The 17,412-nt window shown below is 61.5% G+C and carries 15 protein-coding genes; 14 read left to right on the top strand and 1 reads right to left on the bottom strand.

Annotated elements, in window-relative coordinates:
- Window positions 1-7: 7 nt before the first annotated feature.
- Window positions 8-1,069 carry a 2-phospho-L-lactate transferase CofD family protein gene (locus H0P51_RS22655; RefSeq protein ID WP_180915085.1) on the top strand — a complete coding sequence of 354 codons (1,062 nt, stop codon included), beginning with the start codon at window positions 8-10 and terminating at the stop codon, window positions 1,067-1,069.
- Here H0P51_RS22655 and H0P51_RS22650 read toward each other — a convergent pair.
- Complete coding sequence (locus tag H0P51_RS22650) at window positions 966-2,672, bottom strand: helix-turn-helix domain-containing protein (protein WP_180915084.1); 1,707 nt, start codon at window positions 2,670-2,672, stop codon at window positions 966-968. The genes H0P51_RS22655 and H0P51_RS22650 overlap by 104 nt on opposite strands.
- A 166-nt stretch (window positions 2,673-2,838) precedes the next feature.
- Between H0P51_RS22650 and H0P51_RS22645 the strand changes: the two genes are divergently transcribed.
- The 13 genes from H0P51_RS22645 (at window position 2,839) to H0P51_RS22585 (ending at window position 17,348) form a co-directional block, all read left to right on the top strand.
- On the top strand, window positions 2,839-4,671 hold the full coding sequence (locus H0P51_RS22645; protein ID WP_180915083.1) for a flavin-containing monooxygenase: 1,833 nt from the start codon (window positions 2,839-2,841) through the stop codon (window positions 4,669-4,671).
- Between the two features lie 41 nt (window positions 4,672-4,712).
- On the top strand, window positions 4,713-5,534 hold the full coding sequence (locus H0P51_RS22640; RefSeq protein ID WP_180915082.1) for a mycofactocin-coupled SDR family oxidoreductase: 822 nt from the start codon (window positions 4,713-4,715) through the stop codon (window positions 5,532-5,534).
- A gap of 663 nt (window positions 5,535-6,197) precedes the next feature.
- A complete protein-coding gene (locus tag H0P51_RS22635) occupies window positions 6,198-7,064 on the top strand; it encodes an MlaE family ABC transporter permease (protein ID WP_425488907.1) in 867 nt (288 codons plus the stop codon).
- Between the two features lie 3 nt (window positions 7,065-7,067).
- Window positions 7,068-7,925 (top strand): ABC transporter permease, encoded by an 858-nt coding sequence (locus tag H0P51_RS22630; protein ID WP_180915080.1) that lies wholly within the window; start codon window positions 7,068-7,070, stop codon window positions 7,923-7,925.
- A gap of 2 nt (window positions 7,926-7,927) precedes the next feature.
- On the top strand, window positions 7,928-9,427 hold the full coding sequence (locus H0P51_RS22625) for an MlaD family protein (protein ID WP_180915079.1): 1,500 nt from the start codon (window positions 7,928-7,930) through the stop codon (window positions 9,425-9,427).
- 38 nt (window positions 9,428-9,465) lie between these two features.
- Window positions 9,466-10,467: an MCE family protein gene (locus H0P51_RS22620; RefSeq protein WP_180919171.1), complete on the top strand. Its 1,002-nt coding sequence runs from the start codon at window positions 9,466-9,468 to the stop codon at window positions 10,465-10,467.
- 5 nt (window positions 10,468-10,472) lie between these two features.
- Window positions 10,473-11,498: an MCE family protein gene (locus tag H0P51_RS22615; RefSeq protein WP_180915078.1), complete on the top strand. Its 1,026-nt coding sequence runs from the start codon at window positions 10,473-10,475 to the stop codon at window positions 11,496-11,498.
- Window positions 11,495-12,619 carry an MCE family protein gene (locus H0P51_RS22610; protein ID WP_180915077.1) on the top strand — a complete coding sequence of 375 codons (1,125 nt, stop codon included), beginning with the start codon at window positions 11,495-11,497 and terminating at the stop codon, window positions 12,617-12,619. Before H0P51_RS22615 ends, H0P51_RS22610 begins: the two co-directional genes overlap by 4 nt.
- The gene (locus tag H0P51_RS22605) at window positions 12,616-13,734 is read left to right on the top strand and encodes an MlaD family protein (RefSeq protein WP_180915076.1); all 1,119 of its coding nucleotides are present in this window, start codon (window positions 12,616-12,618) and stop codon (window positions 13,732-13,734) included. Before H0P51_RS22610 ends, H0P51_RS22605 begins: the two co-directional genes overlap by 4 nt.
- A gap of 56 nt (window positions 13,735-13,790) precedes the next feature.
- Window positions 13,791-15,002, top strand: a complete 1,212-nt coding sequence (locus H0P51_RS22600; protein ID WP_246398146.1) for an MlaD family protein — start codon at window positions 13,791-13,793, stop codon at window positions 15,000-15,002.
- An 18-nt stretch (window positions 15,003-15,020) separates the two neighbouring features.
- Window positions 15,021-15,707, top strand: a complete 687-nt coding sequence (locus tag H0P51_RS28690) for an Mce protein (protein WP_246398144.1) — start codon at window positions 15,021-15,023, stop codon at window positions 15,705-15,707.
- Window positions 15,708-15,747: 40 nt separating this feature from the next.
- A complete protein-coding gene (locus H0P51_RS22590) occupies window positions 15,748-16,533 on the top strand; it encodes an Mce protein (protein ID WP_180915074.1) in 786 nt (261 codons plus the stop codon).
- 44 nt (window positions 16,534-16,577) lie between these two features.
- Window positions 16,578-17,348 carry a mannan-binding lectin gene (locus tag H0P51_RS22585; protein ID WP_246398143.1) on the top strand — a complete coding sequence of 257 codons (771 nt, stop codon included), beginning with the start codon at window positions 16,578-16,580 and terminating at the stop codon, window positions 17,346-17,348.
- The last annotated feature ends 64 nt before the right edge of the window (window positions 17,349-17,412 follow it).

The raw sequence follows: 17,412 nt of genomic DNA, 5'->3' as shown, positions 1-17,412 counted from the left end.
AGAGCTGATGCCTCACCGCGAGGTACGTCCGGCTCGGGTCGTCGGGCTGGGCGGTGGAATCGGCGCATCGCGGTTGTGGCGCGCGTTAGTCGAGGCTGAGCCGTCACTAGCGCTGACTGTGGTGGTCAACACCGCCGATGACCTGTGGGCCTACGGCCTGCGCGTGAGCCCCGACATCGACACCACGCTCTACTCGCTGTCGGATCGACACGATCTCCAGCGAGGCTGGGGCGTTCGCGACGAGTCGTGGCGAACGATGCATGCGCTGCGGGGCCTCGGCGAGGAGGTCTGGTTCAACCTGGGCGACGTCGACCTCGCCACGCATCTGCTACGCACCGACCTTTTGCGTGGGGGATCCGCGCTGTCAGAAGTAACACGCCGGTTGGCAACGGCGATGGGGGTCCAGTCGACCGTCCTGCCGATGAGCGACCACGTGGTCACCACACGGCTGACCACGGCCGAGCACGGCCACGTGAGCTACGTCGAGTTCCTCGTGCGGCTTGCGGCCGTGCCGCAGGTCGTCACGGTGCACTACGAAGGGCTCGAGCACGCCGTTCCCGCGCCCGGTGTGTTGGAGGCGATCGCCCGGGCCGACCTCGTCGTACTCGCACCGAGCAATCCCGTGGCCAGCCTGGACCCGATCCTCGGCGTTCATGGAGTCCGCGCGGCAGTCAGAGATTCCCTTGCACATGTAGTCGGTGTGTCACCCATCGTGCTGGGTGTGCCGATCGCTGATGCGGGCGAGGCGAGGCGGGCGGCCAGTCGAGCCGCGTTGTTGCGTGCGGTCGGCGGGAGCGCTGATCCGCTGGGCGTCGCCAGCAGGTACGCCGACATTTGCCACCGTTTCGTGCTGGACACCGCGGACGCTAGTTTCGCGCCGGCGATCCGGGCGCTGGGATTGGAAGTCGTGCTGGCCCGGACCCTTCTGCACACAGGCGTGGCGCCGGAGGAACTGCTCGCCGCCCTCAGTCTTCGCCGAGCACCGACTGGACGCGCAGCGCGAGCTCGAGCAGGAAGCGCTTCTCTACGTCGTGCAGATCCACGCCTAGGATCTCGCGGATCTTGGTAAGGCGGTAGCGCACGGTGTTGGGATGGATGTGCAGCATGGCCGCCGCCCGCTCAAGGTGTCGGTCACAGATCAGGTAGGCGTGCAACGACTTCACGTACGCCGAACCACCGTCCGCGTCCGCCTCGATGAGGGGCCCTAGCGCCCGCTCGACCATCGATTCGAGCGACTTGCGGCTGCCGCCGTGACCGAACAACCCGTAGAGACCCAGGTCGGCTGACGACAGCACCTCCCCTGGGCGTGCTCGTCGCCGCGCGACGTCGAGACCGAGCGCCGCGTCGGCATAAGAGTCGGCGTAGTCTGACGGGCCCATGCACATCCGTCCAACTCCCGCGGCAAGGCCGGGCGCGGCTAGGCGGTGGTCGCAGACAGCCTGCTGCAGAACCGCATGGATCTCGTGCGACGGTGCGGAGTCAGAGTCGATCAGCGCGACGAGCTCGTCGGTGCGCGGCACGATGAAGGCATTCGGGAACCAAGAGCTGATCACTGATTCGGCGGCGGCCAAGCCGTGCCCTAGCTCGTGCTGTTCCCGCGGATTTGGTCCACGGTGGGCGCCGATGCAAGCCACATGGCGTGGCTGGGCAAGGTCGAACCCGAGTAGGCTCGCCCGATCCCTGATCGCACGCAGATCGGCCACGTGTCCGTCGAGCAAATCGTTCAGCAGTTCGCTGTGCAGTCGGATCTCCGCGCGCAAACCCGCACGAGCGCGAAGGATCTGTAGCCCTATGATCTGCGCGCCCACGGCGGCCAGCTCGATCTCGCTCGGGCGAAGTCCACGTGACCATCGCACGCGCAGGGTCCCAAGATCAGCCCCACCTAGGTCGTCCTCCCACTGGATCGGCGCTTCGGTGCCTACGTTCGCGGGCGAGGCGAGTAGCTGTACGCCTGCCTGGTCGAGCAGTTCTACGCGCATCCCAAGGTGGTGGGCCAGCACGTCCACGCCGGCGCCGAGGTCATCCGAGCAGGCCACGGCCTCGGCGATGGATCGCAGCGCCTGCAGTGCGTCGTGGGCGGCTGTTGTCGCGCGACGGGCCTGCTCCGCGCGCTCCTGTTCACTATGGTGTTGCGCGATTCTCGCCAGTGCGACACCGGTGTCGCGACCCATCATGGTCAGCAACGCAACCTCGTCTTCGGTCCAGTCGCGGACCCGTCGGCAGGCCGCGTAGACAACGCCGAGGACCTCGGCGCCGCTGAGTAACGGAGCGCAGATCGCGCTGCGAACGCCCTCCGCGTCGATCACCGACTTCATGACCGGTACCCGCCGTGGATCACGACGGTAGTCCCGGGCGGATATGGTCCGCCCCTGCTTCGCGACCCGGCCGCCTACGCCCTGCCCAACCTCGAGGCGCCACAGCGCCATCATCTCGGGGGTACGGATGCCGTTGTAGGCGGCCATCATGAGGAAGCCCTCCGATACGATGCCGGACCAGCTCACGTCGCAATGGAAGCACTCGTGCACGGTGTCTACCAAGGCCTGGGTTGCGGCGGTCACCGAGGGTGCAACGAGCAGCCTGCGGAGCAGCCCCTGCACGGGCGCAGCGGCCGGAGCCATCTCATGGTCAGCGACGTCGGCGACGAGATCCTGTTGTAGAGATGTCGGTGGCATGTCGCGAGGATAGTTCGCGGATGCAGGCGGAACCAGCGCCGCCGACCGGATTGTGCGGCGGTGCCAAATCTTTCGCGCGTCCTGGGCAGCCTGCGACATTGTCCGGCAGGCGGGGCGCCCGCAGCATTAAGAGGTGCCGATCGCCACCTCGAAGGGGAGCCCACCTATGACCCAGACGATCGACCGCAACTCGCGAGCCGTGAAGCCTGCCGAGAGCACCGCAACTCGCTGGCTCGCCGACCTTGAGCGAACCCTCGCCGCTGGCGACACCGCGGCCGCGGCCGGGCTGTTTCACGAAGAAAGCCATTGGCGGGATCTGGTCGCCTTCACCTGGAACATTAAGAGCCTCGACGGGCGTGCCGAGATCACAGCGATGCTGGACAGCGTCCTGGCAAACGTCCGACCCGCGCGCTTCGCCCTCGATGTCGCTGAAGGGGGCGCGGACGAGGCCGACGGCATCATCAGCGCTCGGTTCCTGTTCGAGACTGCGGTCGGTCGTGGGCACGGGCTGCTACGGCTGCGTGACGGGAGAGCGTGGACGCTCCTCACTGCCCTGCATGAGCTCAAGGGATTCGAGGAGCCCCAGGGGGAACGCCGTCCCAAGGGTACGGAGCACGGCGTCGCCACCAATCGGGTGAGCTGGTTGGAGCGTCGGCAAAAGGAAGCTCGCGAACTTGGTTACGGCACTCAGCCCGAGGTGGTCATCATCGGCGGGGGCCAGGGCGGGATCATCCTCGGAGCGAGGCTGCGCCAGCTTGGGGTCCCGACGATCATCCTGGAACGCAATGCAAGGCCGGGGGACTCCTGGCGCAACCGCTACAAGTCCCTCTGCCTGCACGACCCCGTGTGGTACGACCACCTGCCGTATCTCGAGTTCCCCAAGACTTGGCCGGTGTTCACCCCAAAGGACAAGCTCGGTGACTGGCTTGAGTTCTACGCCACCACAATGGAACTGAACTACTGGGGTTCCTCTGAATGCGTGGGCGCCGCCTATGACCAAGCAGGACGCGAATGGACCGTCGAGGTCGTCCGTGACGGAACACCGGTCAGCTTGCGTCCCAAGCAGTTGGTGTTGGCCACGGGCGTGTCCGGCAAGCCTGCCATTCCCGCTTTCCCTGGAGCCGACCGGTTCGTCGGCGAGCAGCACCATTCCTCCCGGCACCCAGGGCCAGACGGTTACCGCGGCAAGAAGGCCGTCGTGATCGGTTCAAACAACTCCGCTCACGACATCTGCGCGGCGTTATGGGAGTACGGGGCCGACGTCACGATGGTGCAGCGCAGTAGCAGCCTGGTTGTGAAATCCGAGTCGATCGTTGAGATCGGCCTGGGTGACCTCTACTCCGAGCGGGCCCTGGCGGCCGGTATGACGACCCACCGGGCGGACACGATCTTCGCCTCCCAGCCTTACCGGATCATGCACCTGCTCCAGAAGCCGATCAGCGACGCGATCCGTGAACGCGATGCCGAGTTTTACGCGCGGCTAGAGAAGGTCGGCTTCCTGCTCGATTTCGGGGAGGACGACTCGGGCCTCTTCCTCAAATACCTACGGCGCGGCTCGGGCTACTACATCGACGTCGGGGCTTCGGAGCTGGTCGCCAACGGCAGCATCGCACTGCAGTCGGGGAAGGGTGTGCGCGAGATTACCGAGCGATCAGTGGTTCTCGAGGACGGCACTAATCTGCCAGCCGACCTGATCGTCTACGCGACTGGTTTCGAGCCTATGAACAGTCGGGTGTCCGACCTGATCAACCAGGAGGTCGCCGACAAGGTTGGCCGGGTGTGGGGCCTTGGCTCGGACACCGCGAAGGACCCCGGGCCCTGGGAAGGCGAGCAGCGCAACATGTGGAAGCCCACTCGCCAGCCAGGCCTCTGGTTTCACGGCGGCAACCTGCACTTCTCCCGCTACTACTCGTTATTTCTCGCGCTGCAGCTCAAGGCTCGTCACGAGGGCATCCCGACACCTGTCTATGGGTTGCAGACCGTGCACCACACCGCTTGAGGAAGCCAGACCGACGCCAGAGGGACAAATGGAGGAGTGCTATGGGAAGCCTGTCGGGCAAGGTCGCCCTAATTACCGGTGCTGCCCGCGGCCAGGGCCGCAGCCACGCGCTGCGGCTGGCCCAAGAGGGCGCGGACATCATTGCCCTCGATATCTGTAGACAACTCGAGACGGTCCCCTACCCGATGGCGACTGTCGAGGATCTCGACGAGACGGTGGTACTGGTCGAGAAGCTCGACCGGCGGATCTTCGCCCGGCAGGCCGACGTTCGCGACCCTGCGGCCGTGGCGGCTGTGGTAGACGCCGGTGTCGCTGAGTTGGGCAGGCTCGACATCGTCTTGGCCAACGCGGGCATCTCACCGCACAGCGCAGATGAAAAGGACGCTCTGGCCGTGTTCCATGACACCGTGGCGATCAACCTGACGGGCGTGCGGCACACTGTGCACGCCGCCGTACCGGCGATCATCGCCGGGGGCGAAGGTGGCTCGATTGTCATCACTAGTTCGACCCAAGGCCTCACCGGTCGTGGCGGCACCGGGACCGGAGCGGGCGACGGGTACGTGGCGAGCAAGCACGCCGTCGTCGGTCTCATGCGGTCGTGGGCGAACTGGCTTGCACCGCACCGGATCCGGGTCAACACGGTGCACCCGACGGGGGTGTCGACGCCAATGATTCTCAACGACGCCATGGCGGGTTTTCTGGCTCTGAGCCCCGATATCGCCGGCGCGCTCACTAACCTGTTGCCGGTCGAGGCCGTCGAGGCCATTGACATCAGCAACGCCATCGCCTGGCTGGTCTCAGACCAGGCGCGCTACGTCACCGGGGTGACGCTTCCGGTCGACGCCGGTTTCGTTGTCAAATAAGGGCTACTGATCCGCACTGGTCGTCAGTCTCGGTGCATCGCGGTGGTGTTAGTCGCGTCATGGTCGAGTCGGGTGTGGTCGTGGCGACTGCGATCACTGCGGGCACCCCATCCGCTGTGCCGGACGGAACGACCAACCGCCGGACCATCGAAGCGCGGCGTGTCTGCGACCTAACACCTGTATCGACGCGGGCCAAACGAAAAGCGACTCAACGGATGAGCGTCAAGAACACAGTGATGAACCTGCACCGCTTTCTCGCCAGCATCACTGACTAGCTGAGCCGAATCCCGGTTACCCGAGCCGTGACACCCGCCTGAGACCGGCCGACGTCTATGTGTGTTTCGCGATTGTTGTGTTCGGCGGGTGACGCCCTGCGGTGCGCAATATTTGCACATCCAGCGGGTGCGTGGGGTCGCTAGCCTCGTGGCAATGATCGCGGCGTCGAGCCCCACGCTAAGGAGAAGCAATCAGAGTCGAACGAGGCGTGACCACTCGACAGACCACAGTTGCGTTCCACGATGCAGGCGCCGGGCCGAGCGGTAAATCGATGGCATGAAAGCGTATTCAGCCTCGCTTGACCTTCGATCCGCTCGACGGCACCGCACAAGAAGTTCTCAGATACCGAAAAAACGAGGGGGATTCGTTGACAACGAGGGGGATTCGTTGACTACGTCCACAGACCCGGCCCAGTCGTTAACGCGGGGCTCGGCTCCTAGCGAGATCATCAGCTGGATTCAGCGCTATCTGCAAAATCATCCTTTGATGTCGCTGGGCACGGTGGGCGGCCAGGTGATGTTGGGTGCCCGGGCTATTCAGTATCTGTTCTTCGACCTATTCACCGGCCGCTTCATGATCGGGGAGTTCATCGAGCAGGCGGCGTTCATGGCCTCAACCGCTTTTACCCCAACGGTTCTCATCACCATCCCGATCAGCGTCACATTGTGCGTCCAGTTCGGCTTCTTGGCCGGCCAAGTTGGCGCGACCTCGTTGGCGGGCGCGGCGACTGGACTTGCGGTGATCCGGCAGGGCGCTCCGCTGGTTGCGGCGCTGCTGCTCGCCTCCGCGGTGGGTTCAGCAGTCTGTGCAGACCTGGGTTCACGGACGATGCGAGAAGAAATTCAAGCGATGGAGGTAATGGGAGTTTCGCCGGTTCGACGGCTAGTGGTTCCCCGGCTTGCCGCGCTGATTTTGATCGGGATGCTACTCACCGGGGTGACCGCCTTTGTCGGTTACGTCGGCAGCTACCTGTTCAACGTGTACTTCCAGAACGGCACGCCGGGTTCGTTCGTGGCAACGTTCTCGTCGTTCGCCACCGTCGGGGACCTGATGCTTGCCATGGTGAAAGCGGTGGTCTTCGGCACGATCGTTGCAGTGATTGGTTGTCATAAGGGACTGGACACCCGAGGCGGCCCGGCGGGCGTAGCCAATTCCGTTAACTCCGCCGTAGTCGAATCCGTACTGCTGTTGATGATCGTCAACTTGGTCTTGAGCGAGTACTACGTCATCGTCTTTCCTCGGCAGACGCTCTAGACCATGGCCAATCCAGCAACCTTTCAGCTCCCGGGCGCTCGCCCGGTCATTCAGAGCGCGGCCACCGTGGGCCAGACAGTGGCAAAAGCCGGACATTTACTCTATTTCTTCGGTCAGGTCGTTGCCGGGGTCCCGAAATTGCGCCGTAACTATCGGCGAGAAATGCTGCGGCTGTTAGCAGACATCTCATGGGGGAACGGATCGATCGTCGTTGGCGGCGGCACGGTCAACGTCGCAATCGTGATGGGAATGAGTGCCGGAGGATTGGTAGCAGTCGAGGGATACAACGCCCTGAATTTGCTGGGGATGGGCCCGGCCACTGGTATGGTCTCCTCGTTCGCGACCACCCGTGAACTGGCGCCAATCATGGTTGCCACGGCCTTCATTGCCCAGGCGGGATGCCGCTTCACTGCACAATTGGGCGCGATGCGGATTAACGAGGAAATCGATGCCATCGAGGCGATGGCGCTGCGCCCCATCCCGTATCTGGTGACGGTCCGCGTATTAGCATCGGTTATTGCCGCCGCTCCATTGTTCCTGACAGCTTTAGCGTTGGCTTTCTTGGCTTGTCAGGTCGTCAGCACAATTGCGGGTCAGTCAGTCGGGTCGTATCTCCACTATTTCTCGCTATTCATCAGCGCTCGGGATGTGTCGTACGCGACCATCAAAGCCGTTGTATTCGTCTTCATCTCGTCGACAATCCAAAGCTATTACGGATTCTTCGCGACCGGGGGGCCGGCCGGAGTGGGGGTTGCCGCGGGGCGAGCTATGCGCGCAAGTCTCACCGCCGTCATCATCGTCAACATGTTGCTGACGCTGGCGCTGTGGGGCGTCGAGGGCGGCGCGAGGTTCGGTGGGTAGCGATGCCGAACTCGTTCGACCTCAATCCACGAAGCCCGTCCAACCCCCGGCTTTTGGCCCTGGGTGCGTGTTTTGTGGTGGTTTGTGTCATCGTCGCGGGGCTGATGATCGCCAAATCCAGAGGCAAATTCGACGACCTGGTCGCGATCGAGATCGACCTGGTTAACATCGGAGACGGTCTGCCGGCGAGTTCTGACGTGAAATTTCGTGGCGCCCTAGTGGGTTCCGTGTCGGAGGTCACCCCCTCCCAGCACGGTGGGCCCAACCGTGTACATGTGATGCTCAATCCCCGATACGCGTCTGGGATTCCCAACAACGTGACTGCGCGTGTGGTGCCAGCCAACCTTTTCGCGGTGTCGGCAGTGCAGCTGGTCGACAACGGAAGCGGTTCGGGCTCTTTGCGCTCGGGTTCAGTGGTTTACGAAGACCGAAGCCGGCCGACGGTGCTCTTCCAGGACGTATTGACGAGACTGCGACAACTGCTCGTCAACGTAGCGCGCCAGCCCGACGATAACAGTATCGGGATGTTAACAGCGTTGGGTAAGGCAACCCACGGCCGTGGCCGGCAATTGACCACCGCTGGCCACGAGTTAAACGAGATCCTTGCGCAGCTGAATTCTGTTATTGGCCTTGATGATTCGAGCCCGTCCACCCTGTCTGCATTGACAGCGGCGGCCGATGGCCTCCGCCAAGTATCTCCGGAACTCTTCGACGCACTAGACAGCTCGATCCGTCCCATGCGAACCCTCGCCGAGAAGCGTTGGCAGTTAACAAACTTCCTATCCGGCGGGCTTGGCACGGCCGGGACGCTCGCTGACGGCTTTGATCATCAGATGGATCGATTAATCACTATCAGTACGGAAATGACACCGGCGTTGGGTGTGATTGCCGATCACGCTGGAGAATTTCATGGTGTCTCCACCCGGATGCAATTACTCGCGAACAAATACTACGACGAGGCATGGGATCCCGTGAGGAAAGTCCCCATCGCCCACATCGTCCTCGGATTAACTCCCAGCCGGACCTACATTCGTGCCGACTGCCCCCGCTATGGAGCGCTAATAGGTCCAAGTTGCCTGACGGCACCCGAAGTGCCCACAGCTCCAGATCTGATACCAGCACTGGGGTCGATGGGTTATCCTCCCTCGCCGGGGCTGACTGAAAACCGACCGAACTTAGCACCGCCGAGCCGTTCCACTCGTGGGGCGCCCGACGAACCGCCACTGCCCGGTCCACCCCAGGAGACTCCGCCGTCGGCGCCGAACGCGCCGGCGCCCCAGTCGCAGCCACCCGAATCGTCGGCAGTCCCTGCACCGCCTGGCGCGCCACCCCAGCCGAGCGTCATCGGCGGCAACGTCGGCCCGGTCGGTAGTCGTCAAGAGAAACAGCAGCTTGCGTTCATCGCTGGAGGGCGGATCGATCCCGCCATCGAACTGCTACTAGGGCCCTTGGCGCGCGGCGCCAACGTAAGCATCGTGCCTGAACCGAAGGATAAGCCGTGAAGAAATATCGCAAGCCAGTGATCGGCTTGGCTGTTTTCATGGCCTTCGCGATTAGCGCGAGTTGGATGGTGCTCGCCACCTTGCAGCGCGACGTCGCGGGGTCAACGAGCACCTATACCGCGATTTTCACCGATGTCTCCGGCATGAAACCCGGCGATGATGTTCGGGTTGCGGGCGTTCGGGTCGGCCGGGTGGACAAAGTTGAGTTGGTTGGCAACCTCGCCAAGGTTACGTTCCGAGTGCAACGCGGACAGGTCCTCTACACGAACACCATCGCTTCGGTGACTTACCAGAACGCGATAGGTCAGCGCTATCTTGGATTGTCACAAGGGCCGTCTGACCAGCGCCTACCGTTGCGGGACCATGATCAAATTCCCAAAGAACGGACCAATCCATCATTTGACATTTCGTACTTGCTCAATGGATTCGAGCCGCTATTCACCCAATTGGACCCCAAACAGGTGGACAACTTGACGAGCGCTGTCATCGAAGCGTTAGAGGGGGATTCAGGTTCGATCCTCGAGCTCACCACCCAGGCGTCGGCCTTGGCAGAAACGCTAGCCGGACCAGACCAGGTGCTCGGCGATCTCATCGGCAATCTCAATGGGCTAATGGAAAGCTTGGCGTCGCAGGACACGAACCTCCAGACCGTGATCCGCGAAACACGCTCAGTGATGGCAGAACTGGCGCAGCGCCGGCAGACGTTGGTCGCATCGGTAGGTTCGATCAATTCGACGGTCGGACGGTTGTCGACAATCGTTGAGAACATTGCTCCCGATGCGCAAGAGTTCATTGGCCGACAACCCGGATTTCTCAGCTACAGCGTGCACGAGGGGCGCCAGCGATTTGCCTATATGGCCGCAAATTTGCCATTGCTGCTTAAGGGGATGGCCCGCATTATGCAAGACGGAACGTACGCCAACGCGTACGCATGCGACCTCGACTTCGGCCTGTGGCGCGGGCTTTACAACTGGTTCCGGGCCTTCATTGCCTGGACTACGCCAGGCAACCAGACCAAACACAGCGCGATATGCAGGTAGGCAACATGTTTGAGCGATTCACGCGGCCAATCGAGTCCTACAACAAGATATGGCTCGGGTCGATCGCGTTGGCGGTCATCGGAACTGTATTGGCGGGCGTCGTCTTGTTCGGCAACCTCAAGGTGGGCAAGACTCGCTATCACGCCGAATTCGCGCAGGCCGCTGCGTTAAAAAAGGGCAACCAAGTCACCATCGCCGGAATACAGGTTGGCACTGTCGACGGTGTGAAACTCGCAGGTGACCACGTAGTTGTTGACTTCAGCGTCCGCAGCGATGTGCACCTCGGTAAGGACACGGCGGCGGCCATCAAACTCACCACGATCCTGGGTTCCCGCTACTTCGAGTTGAGGCCCGCTGGCAACAATGCTCTCGAGAACGCGACGATCCCCTTAGCGAACACCGAAGTTCCGTACGATCTGCAGGCGACTCTCGCAGGTGCAACGAGCACCTTCGATTCGATCGATGCAGAGCGCGTGGTCGAGTCCGTGAAGACGCTGAACCGCGATCTGCGGGACCTACCGGGCGTCGTGCCACAAGCGCTCGAGAACCTCCACAGCCTGGCAACCGTCATCTCGGATCGCCGCGGTCAACTCAGTACCTTGCTGGCTAACGCCGATGTGCTGACCCGAATGCTGCGTGATCAAAAGGCCGATCTTGGGGCACTGGTCCTGCAAGGCCGCGACCTACTGGCCGAGATCGCGACCCGACGAGCGGCTGTCCAACGCTTGTTCGCCAGCGCCAGCCAGCTCGTCGATCGGGCTAGAACGATCTTGGGTGACGAGCCAGCAATCAACCAGCTGATGGCCAATACGCAAGAGTTCAGCCGGATGATGGTCGACCACGACGCACTACTGCGAAACGTCATGCAATCAATGCCCCTCGCGGTTCGCAATTTCGCCAACATCAGCGGCAGCGGTAACGCCATCGATGTCAACGCCGCCGCCGGTCCGTTTGTCGACTCGTGGATGTGCGCGCTGAGTGGGCGCGCCAAACAGCTCAACCTGGTTGAATACTTCAAGGACTGCGAATGAGCCGGACCCTCAAGGTGAGTGTCGCAACATTCACCGCTACCGCAGCAATCTTGATCGGCATCGGTATAAGCGCCGGGCTTCCCCACCGCCTACATCACGGACAGATCAGCATCATCGCGCAATTCGAGGATGCTGTCGGGCTTTATGAAGGCAACTCGGTTGCGGTTCTAGGAATGCAGGTCGGGAGGGTGACTAGCGTCATTTCCAAGGACACATACGTGGAGGTAAAGCTCGCAGTCGATGACGAGGTCGATATACCAGCGGACGTCAAAGCCGTGACTGTATCGAATTCAATTCTGACTGACCGCCACGTCGAACTCACTCCTCCCTACCGTGGCGGCGCGAAGCTCAGAAATGGTGATGTCCTTGGCCTCGGACGCACCAGAACACCAGTGGAATTCGACCGGACGCTGTCTATGGTCGACAAGCTAGGTAAGGCGCTTCGCGGCGACTCCCAAGGTCATGGGCCGCTCGGCGACCTGATTAGCCTCGGCTCGCAAATCACCTCCGCCAACGGTCCCAAGATCAGAGAGACGCTCGACAGGCTGTCCCAGGCCCTGCGGGTGGGTCCAGATAAGGGCGCTCACAGCAAGAAAGACATTCAAGAGATCGTCAACAGCCTCAGCGAGCTCACCCAGGCGGCCGCCGACAATGACACTGCCATCCGTCAATTCGCGTCCAACCTCCGCCAGACCAGCGACATCCTCGCCGCCGAGGATCTCGGATCGGGCAGCACCGGCGCCAAGGCGAACCTGATTCTTGCCGAAACTGCCAGGCTGCTCGAGGGCAACCGCGAGCGGTTGAAGAACTTGTTCGCTGATAGCCGGACTATCACCCAAACCATGACTGATTACCGCCGGGAGCTCGAGGAAGTCCTCGATGTGGCGCCGCTGGCAGTCGATAACATCTACGACTCCATAGACCCGATCGCCGGAAGCTTCCGCATGCACCTGGTGACCGACAAGGCTCTGCTCAATAGTCAGTTCGGCAAGGAAATCTGCAACCTCATGGGACTAAAACAACTCGGTTGTGCCACCGGGACGCTGAGGGACTACGGCCCAGACTTCGGGCTTACTCAGATGCTCGATCTAATGGGCAACGGGGTAGGCGGTCGACCATGAGGTTCTCGGCCGCATTGGCCTTCTGCGCACGCCGCAGCCTGGCTCTCGCCGCCGTGCTGACGTTAGCTGGCTGCGCCACCGACCTGGACAGCCTGCCGCTGCCAGCCCCCGAGGCGGCTGGGCAAGGTAATTATTCGGTGACAGCGGTTTTCTCTAACGCGCTGAATCTTCCAGCGAAGGCGAAAGTGAAGTTATACGGCGCCGATATCGGCGAAGTTTCATCGATCAGCGCGCAAGACTTCACGGCGCACGTGACCCTTCGCGTTCGAAGGGATGTTCCACTGTACGTCGGCTGCACCGCGGAATTGCGGTCCGCTACCTTGCTCGGCGACGTCTTCGTTCAGATCAAGCCCGATCCGCACCAGCCCTCGGGCGCCGCCATGTTGCACGATGGTGACACGATCCCGCTGAACTCTTCCACAGCCGCTCCGACCGTGGAAGACCTGATGGGCTCAATGGCGATGCTCATCAACGGCGGGACGGTTCGTTATCTGGTCGGAATCCTCAACGGAGCAGGCCAGGCAATGGGTGGGCGGGGCGAGAACGTCCGGCTGCTGCTGCAGCAAAGTAGGTCGTTGCTAGCAAGGATGACAGCACGATCGGGGCAATTGGATTCCGCGCTGCGTCGTACTTCTGAGCTCGCGGCGACAATGTCGGCGCGACGAGACACCCTTACCGCAGCGCTGTCCTCTAGTGCCCCCGCGATGGGGGTGCTTGCGGACAACGCCACCCGACTGGCCGATCTCACGGACAAGGTCGCACGTATCACCCATCAGCTCTCCCGGTTACCCTCCATCGCGGGAACCGATACCCGCAGCGTAACTGCCGACTTCAACCATCTGGCGGAAGTGTTCAACGACATCTCCATCGATCCCGACCTGTCGTTAATGCCGTTTAACCGGCTGATCGGAATTTTTATGCATACGTCCAACGCGACCGCGGCGCATACGGCAGCCATCATTTCGAAGATTGCGCTGGTCCCATGGCCGGACAAAAACTATCCTGGCGATCCTGGATTCCACGGGCCAGACGGAACTGACTGGCATCTAATGGTGGGCAGTCTCCGATACGAATGGAATCTGTTGCTGGACAAGATTTATGGGGCACAGCGATGATCGCAGAACGCCAATTATGGGAACGGTCTGCTCGACTGGTTGTCGACGGAGTTCGAATGGTCGCGGTGCGCCGGACAATGGTGTCGGTCGTCGGCCTGGTCCTCACCCTGAGCCTTGCCTTGGCCTACATTGCGATCGGCGGATTAAGGATTAACCCGGCGCGAAAAACGATTTCGTTGCGGATCCAATTGTCCGAATCGGGCGGGCTATTAGCCAACCAGGACGTCACCTTACGCGGTATACCAATCGGCCGTATCACATCGCTCAACCTTACGCGCACCGGAGTTGAGGCGGTTGCCGTTGTCAACGCCGACGTGAGAATCCCGCGCGACAGTCCGGTGCGTGTCTCCGGCTTATCGGCGGCCGGTGAGCAATACCTAGACTTCCGCCCACAGCGCGGCGGCGGACCATATCTAACAGATGGCGTGGTAATCGGCCAGCAGCAAACCACTATCCCACTGTCGCTATCACAGATTATCGATGACAGTCACGGCTCCTTAGCGCAGCTGGACCCCAACGAAGTCAAAGCTCTAATGGCTGAATTGCGGGTCGGGCGAGAAGGACCTGAGAAATTAGCGGCGATCTTCGATGGCTCAATCTTCTTGGCCTCCACGCTCGATGGCGTGCTCCCACAAACTGTCAAATTGCTACGCAACACGCGAACTGTGTTGACCACATTTCACGATCTCACCCCAGGCCTCCACAGAACGTCGGCAGAAGTGCAAGGGGTATTAGAGGGTGTGAACAAGATGGACGGGGGATTTCGGACCCTGATTGACCGAGGGAGCGGCCAGTTAGCCGATATCGATAACTTAATCGCCGATAACCATGAGAACATCACGCAATTGCTGGGCAATCTAACAACAATATCGCAGCTGCTCTACTTGCGAATACCTGCGTTGCAAGACCTCTGGCGCCCCGACCACGAAGCGCTCATCGATCGTCTTGCGTCTACTTTCCACGACGGCGGCCTATGGGGAGTCGGCGAAATATACCCGCGATACCGCTGCGACTACGATCTTCCACGGCGACCGCCCACGCAGGCGGACTTTCCCGAGCCGTATCGGTACACCTACTGCAAAAACCCAGATCCCTCGGTGCTCATACGTGGCGCGCGCAATGCGCCGCGACCTCCCGGAGACGACACTGCCGGCCCACCAGCAGGATACGACCCATTTGCGACAACGGACCCTACACCGGTGTATCCGCCGTACACATTGCCCACCACCTATGCCGGACCTCCGTTACCGGCGTGGGTACCCAACTAAGTAACCTGGGGAGGCGCAGTGCCTAAAGGCATACAAACCGCAAACGTCTTCAAAAGGCTCGCCCAGCTCAGCGAATCGATGGAGCAAGACGCGATCCACCCGACAGTCGACGCGGAGATTAGCGCTTCAGAAGATGAGCCCGTCGCGGAAAACAACGAATCCAGCGGCCAGCCGTGTGCTATCACATGCGAAGATAGCCAAACTTCTGGTCGTCGGGACCGCGGGCGGGTGTACCGGCGCCCGCTAGTTGTAGTAGGTGCCTTTTTAATCCTCGCCACCCTGAGTTTATCTGCATTTCTAGGCTGGCAACTGAAGCAGCGTCACGACATCACTGCAGCCGCCCAGGCGGCCCTTGGGGCGGCGCGAAATTACGTGATTACATTGACCACTCTGGATGCAAAAACTATCGACCAGGATTACAAACACGCACTCGACGGCGCCACCGGTCAGTTCAAAGACGAATATAGTCAAGGCGCTACGCAATTGCGTCAGATCCTCATCGACAGCAACGCGTCGGGCAAGGGCACCGTAATCGATGCGGCGGTGAAGTCGGCAACAGAGGCCAAAGTTGAGGTTCTGCTGTTTGTCGACCAGTCCATCACCAACGCCGTCAACCCTACTCCGCGAATCGACCGCAACAGGGTCCAGATGACGATGGAGCTCGTTGACAATCGTTGGCTGGCAAGCAAAGTCGACATCATTTAGGGGATCGCTCATGGCTATAAAATCTTCGGAGGACACCGCCGTGGCGGGCAGTCGTGAATCTGCCGACGACGGGTCGGTTGATGACGGATCGGTTGATAAAGCGTCAACCGGCGCCGAGGTAACTGCGTTGGACGCGCCGACTACTGCCTCTGCCGACGGGGACGTACCCAATCCGAACGACGAATCTGTTGGATCGCGCATAGACGACGAACCGGAGGAAGACTCGGCAAAGTCTGCAGATACTGGCTGTGATAAAGCCAAGGGAGCACCGTGGTGGAGGCGCAACGCCAGGTCCGCATCCAATCACGAAGGTGCCGACGGAAGCCGGTTGCGTCGCAGGGTTCGATCCGTGATCCGCTCTGCAGCGGTTGCAGTGTTAGTTGCCGTCGTAGCCGGGGCTGGCTACGAGGGCTGGCTACTCTTCCGGCAGCACGAGACGGACGTCGCCGCCAGACAAGCGCTGGAAACGGCAGAGCGATACGCGGTAATTCTGACGAGCGCCGACGCCGGTAGCGTCGACAAGAACATCGCCGACGTCCTCAGCGGCGCGACAGGCGAGTTTAAGCAGCGGTACGCCAAAGCTGGTGCGCAGCTTCGAAAGATGCTGGTCGACAACAAGGTTGCTGCGCAGGGCAGCGTCGTCGCCTCTGCCGTCAAAACGGCCAGCAAGAATAAAGTCGAGGTTTTGCTAGTCGTCCGTCAGTCCCTGACCAACGAGGCCCACCCCGATCCTCGAGCTGATATCACCGCGGTCACGATGACCATGGAGAAGACAGGTGATAGGTGGCTGGTGAGCGGGGTCGCGTTGCCTGAAGACGAGCGGTAGTCGTCATGAAGCTTGTGGGACGACTGGCGTCGCTAGGTGCAGGGGTGGCGCTGGTGGTGACCACGCCGGTGGTCACCGCCCCGAGGGCATCGGCATCTGCCGAGCAGTTCTGCGCACAGCTTGGCGCGACTTGGGACGGAACGAGCTGCACAACGTCGGTCACCTCGTTACGCAAAGCGGAAATGTTCATCTCGCTCGGTTTGCCGCAACCACTGCTCGACAACCCCACGTCGGGGCCCGTTCTACGCGACTATTATCAGCGACTCTTGGACGGGTGGCGAAAAACCGGTTCCGAGACGCCGCGGGACAGCAGCGCATCCACGGACTACCAGCTTTATCCCGGGCCGGGCGCGGTCCAGTCACTGATAATCCACGAAAACTTCGAACCGTTCGGGATACAAGCCAATAACGCCTATCGATCATTCGTGTTCGATATGGCCAAAGGTCGCCGGCTTACCCTCGCGGACCTGTTCAAGCCGGGTGTCGATCCACAGAAAGCGATAGCATCTGCAACAGCGGCGTCTTTGCCGGAAGTCCTCGACGCGGCTCCGCCCCCACACGAACCCAATACCTACCCGTTCACGATCCGTGAGTGGGTGCCCGGCCCGGATGGTCCAGGGTACACGGGCAGTTATCGTGCATTTGCGCTGTGCTCCGATCACTTGATGCTTTATATGCCCGATCAGCCGCTCGCCCGTGAAGCCCCGAGTCCGCCCGAAAGATTTGTGTGGTCTATGGACGGTGGAACGATAACCATCAACGTGCCTCTGTCATCGCTGGCATCGTCACTACGGACCGAATACGCGGGCACGTAAAGGGCAAAGGCAGCGGTGCGGGCAGAAGTGCATCAGAAGAACCTTGGGGTTAGTAACTGAGCGT

The organism is Mycobacterium vicinigordonae, from assembly GCF_013466425.1.
Classification (GTDB): Bacteria; Actinomycetota; Actinomycetes; order Mycobacteriales; family Mycobacteriaceae; genus Mycobacterium; species Mycobacterium vicinigordonae.
Note: the sequence above shows the minus strand (reverse complement) of the source record. Positions and strands in the feature narration are given on the sequence as shown.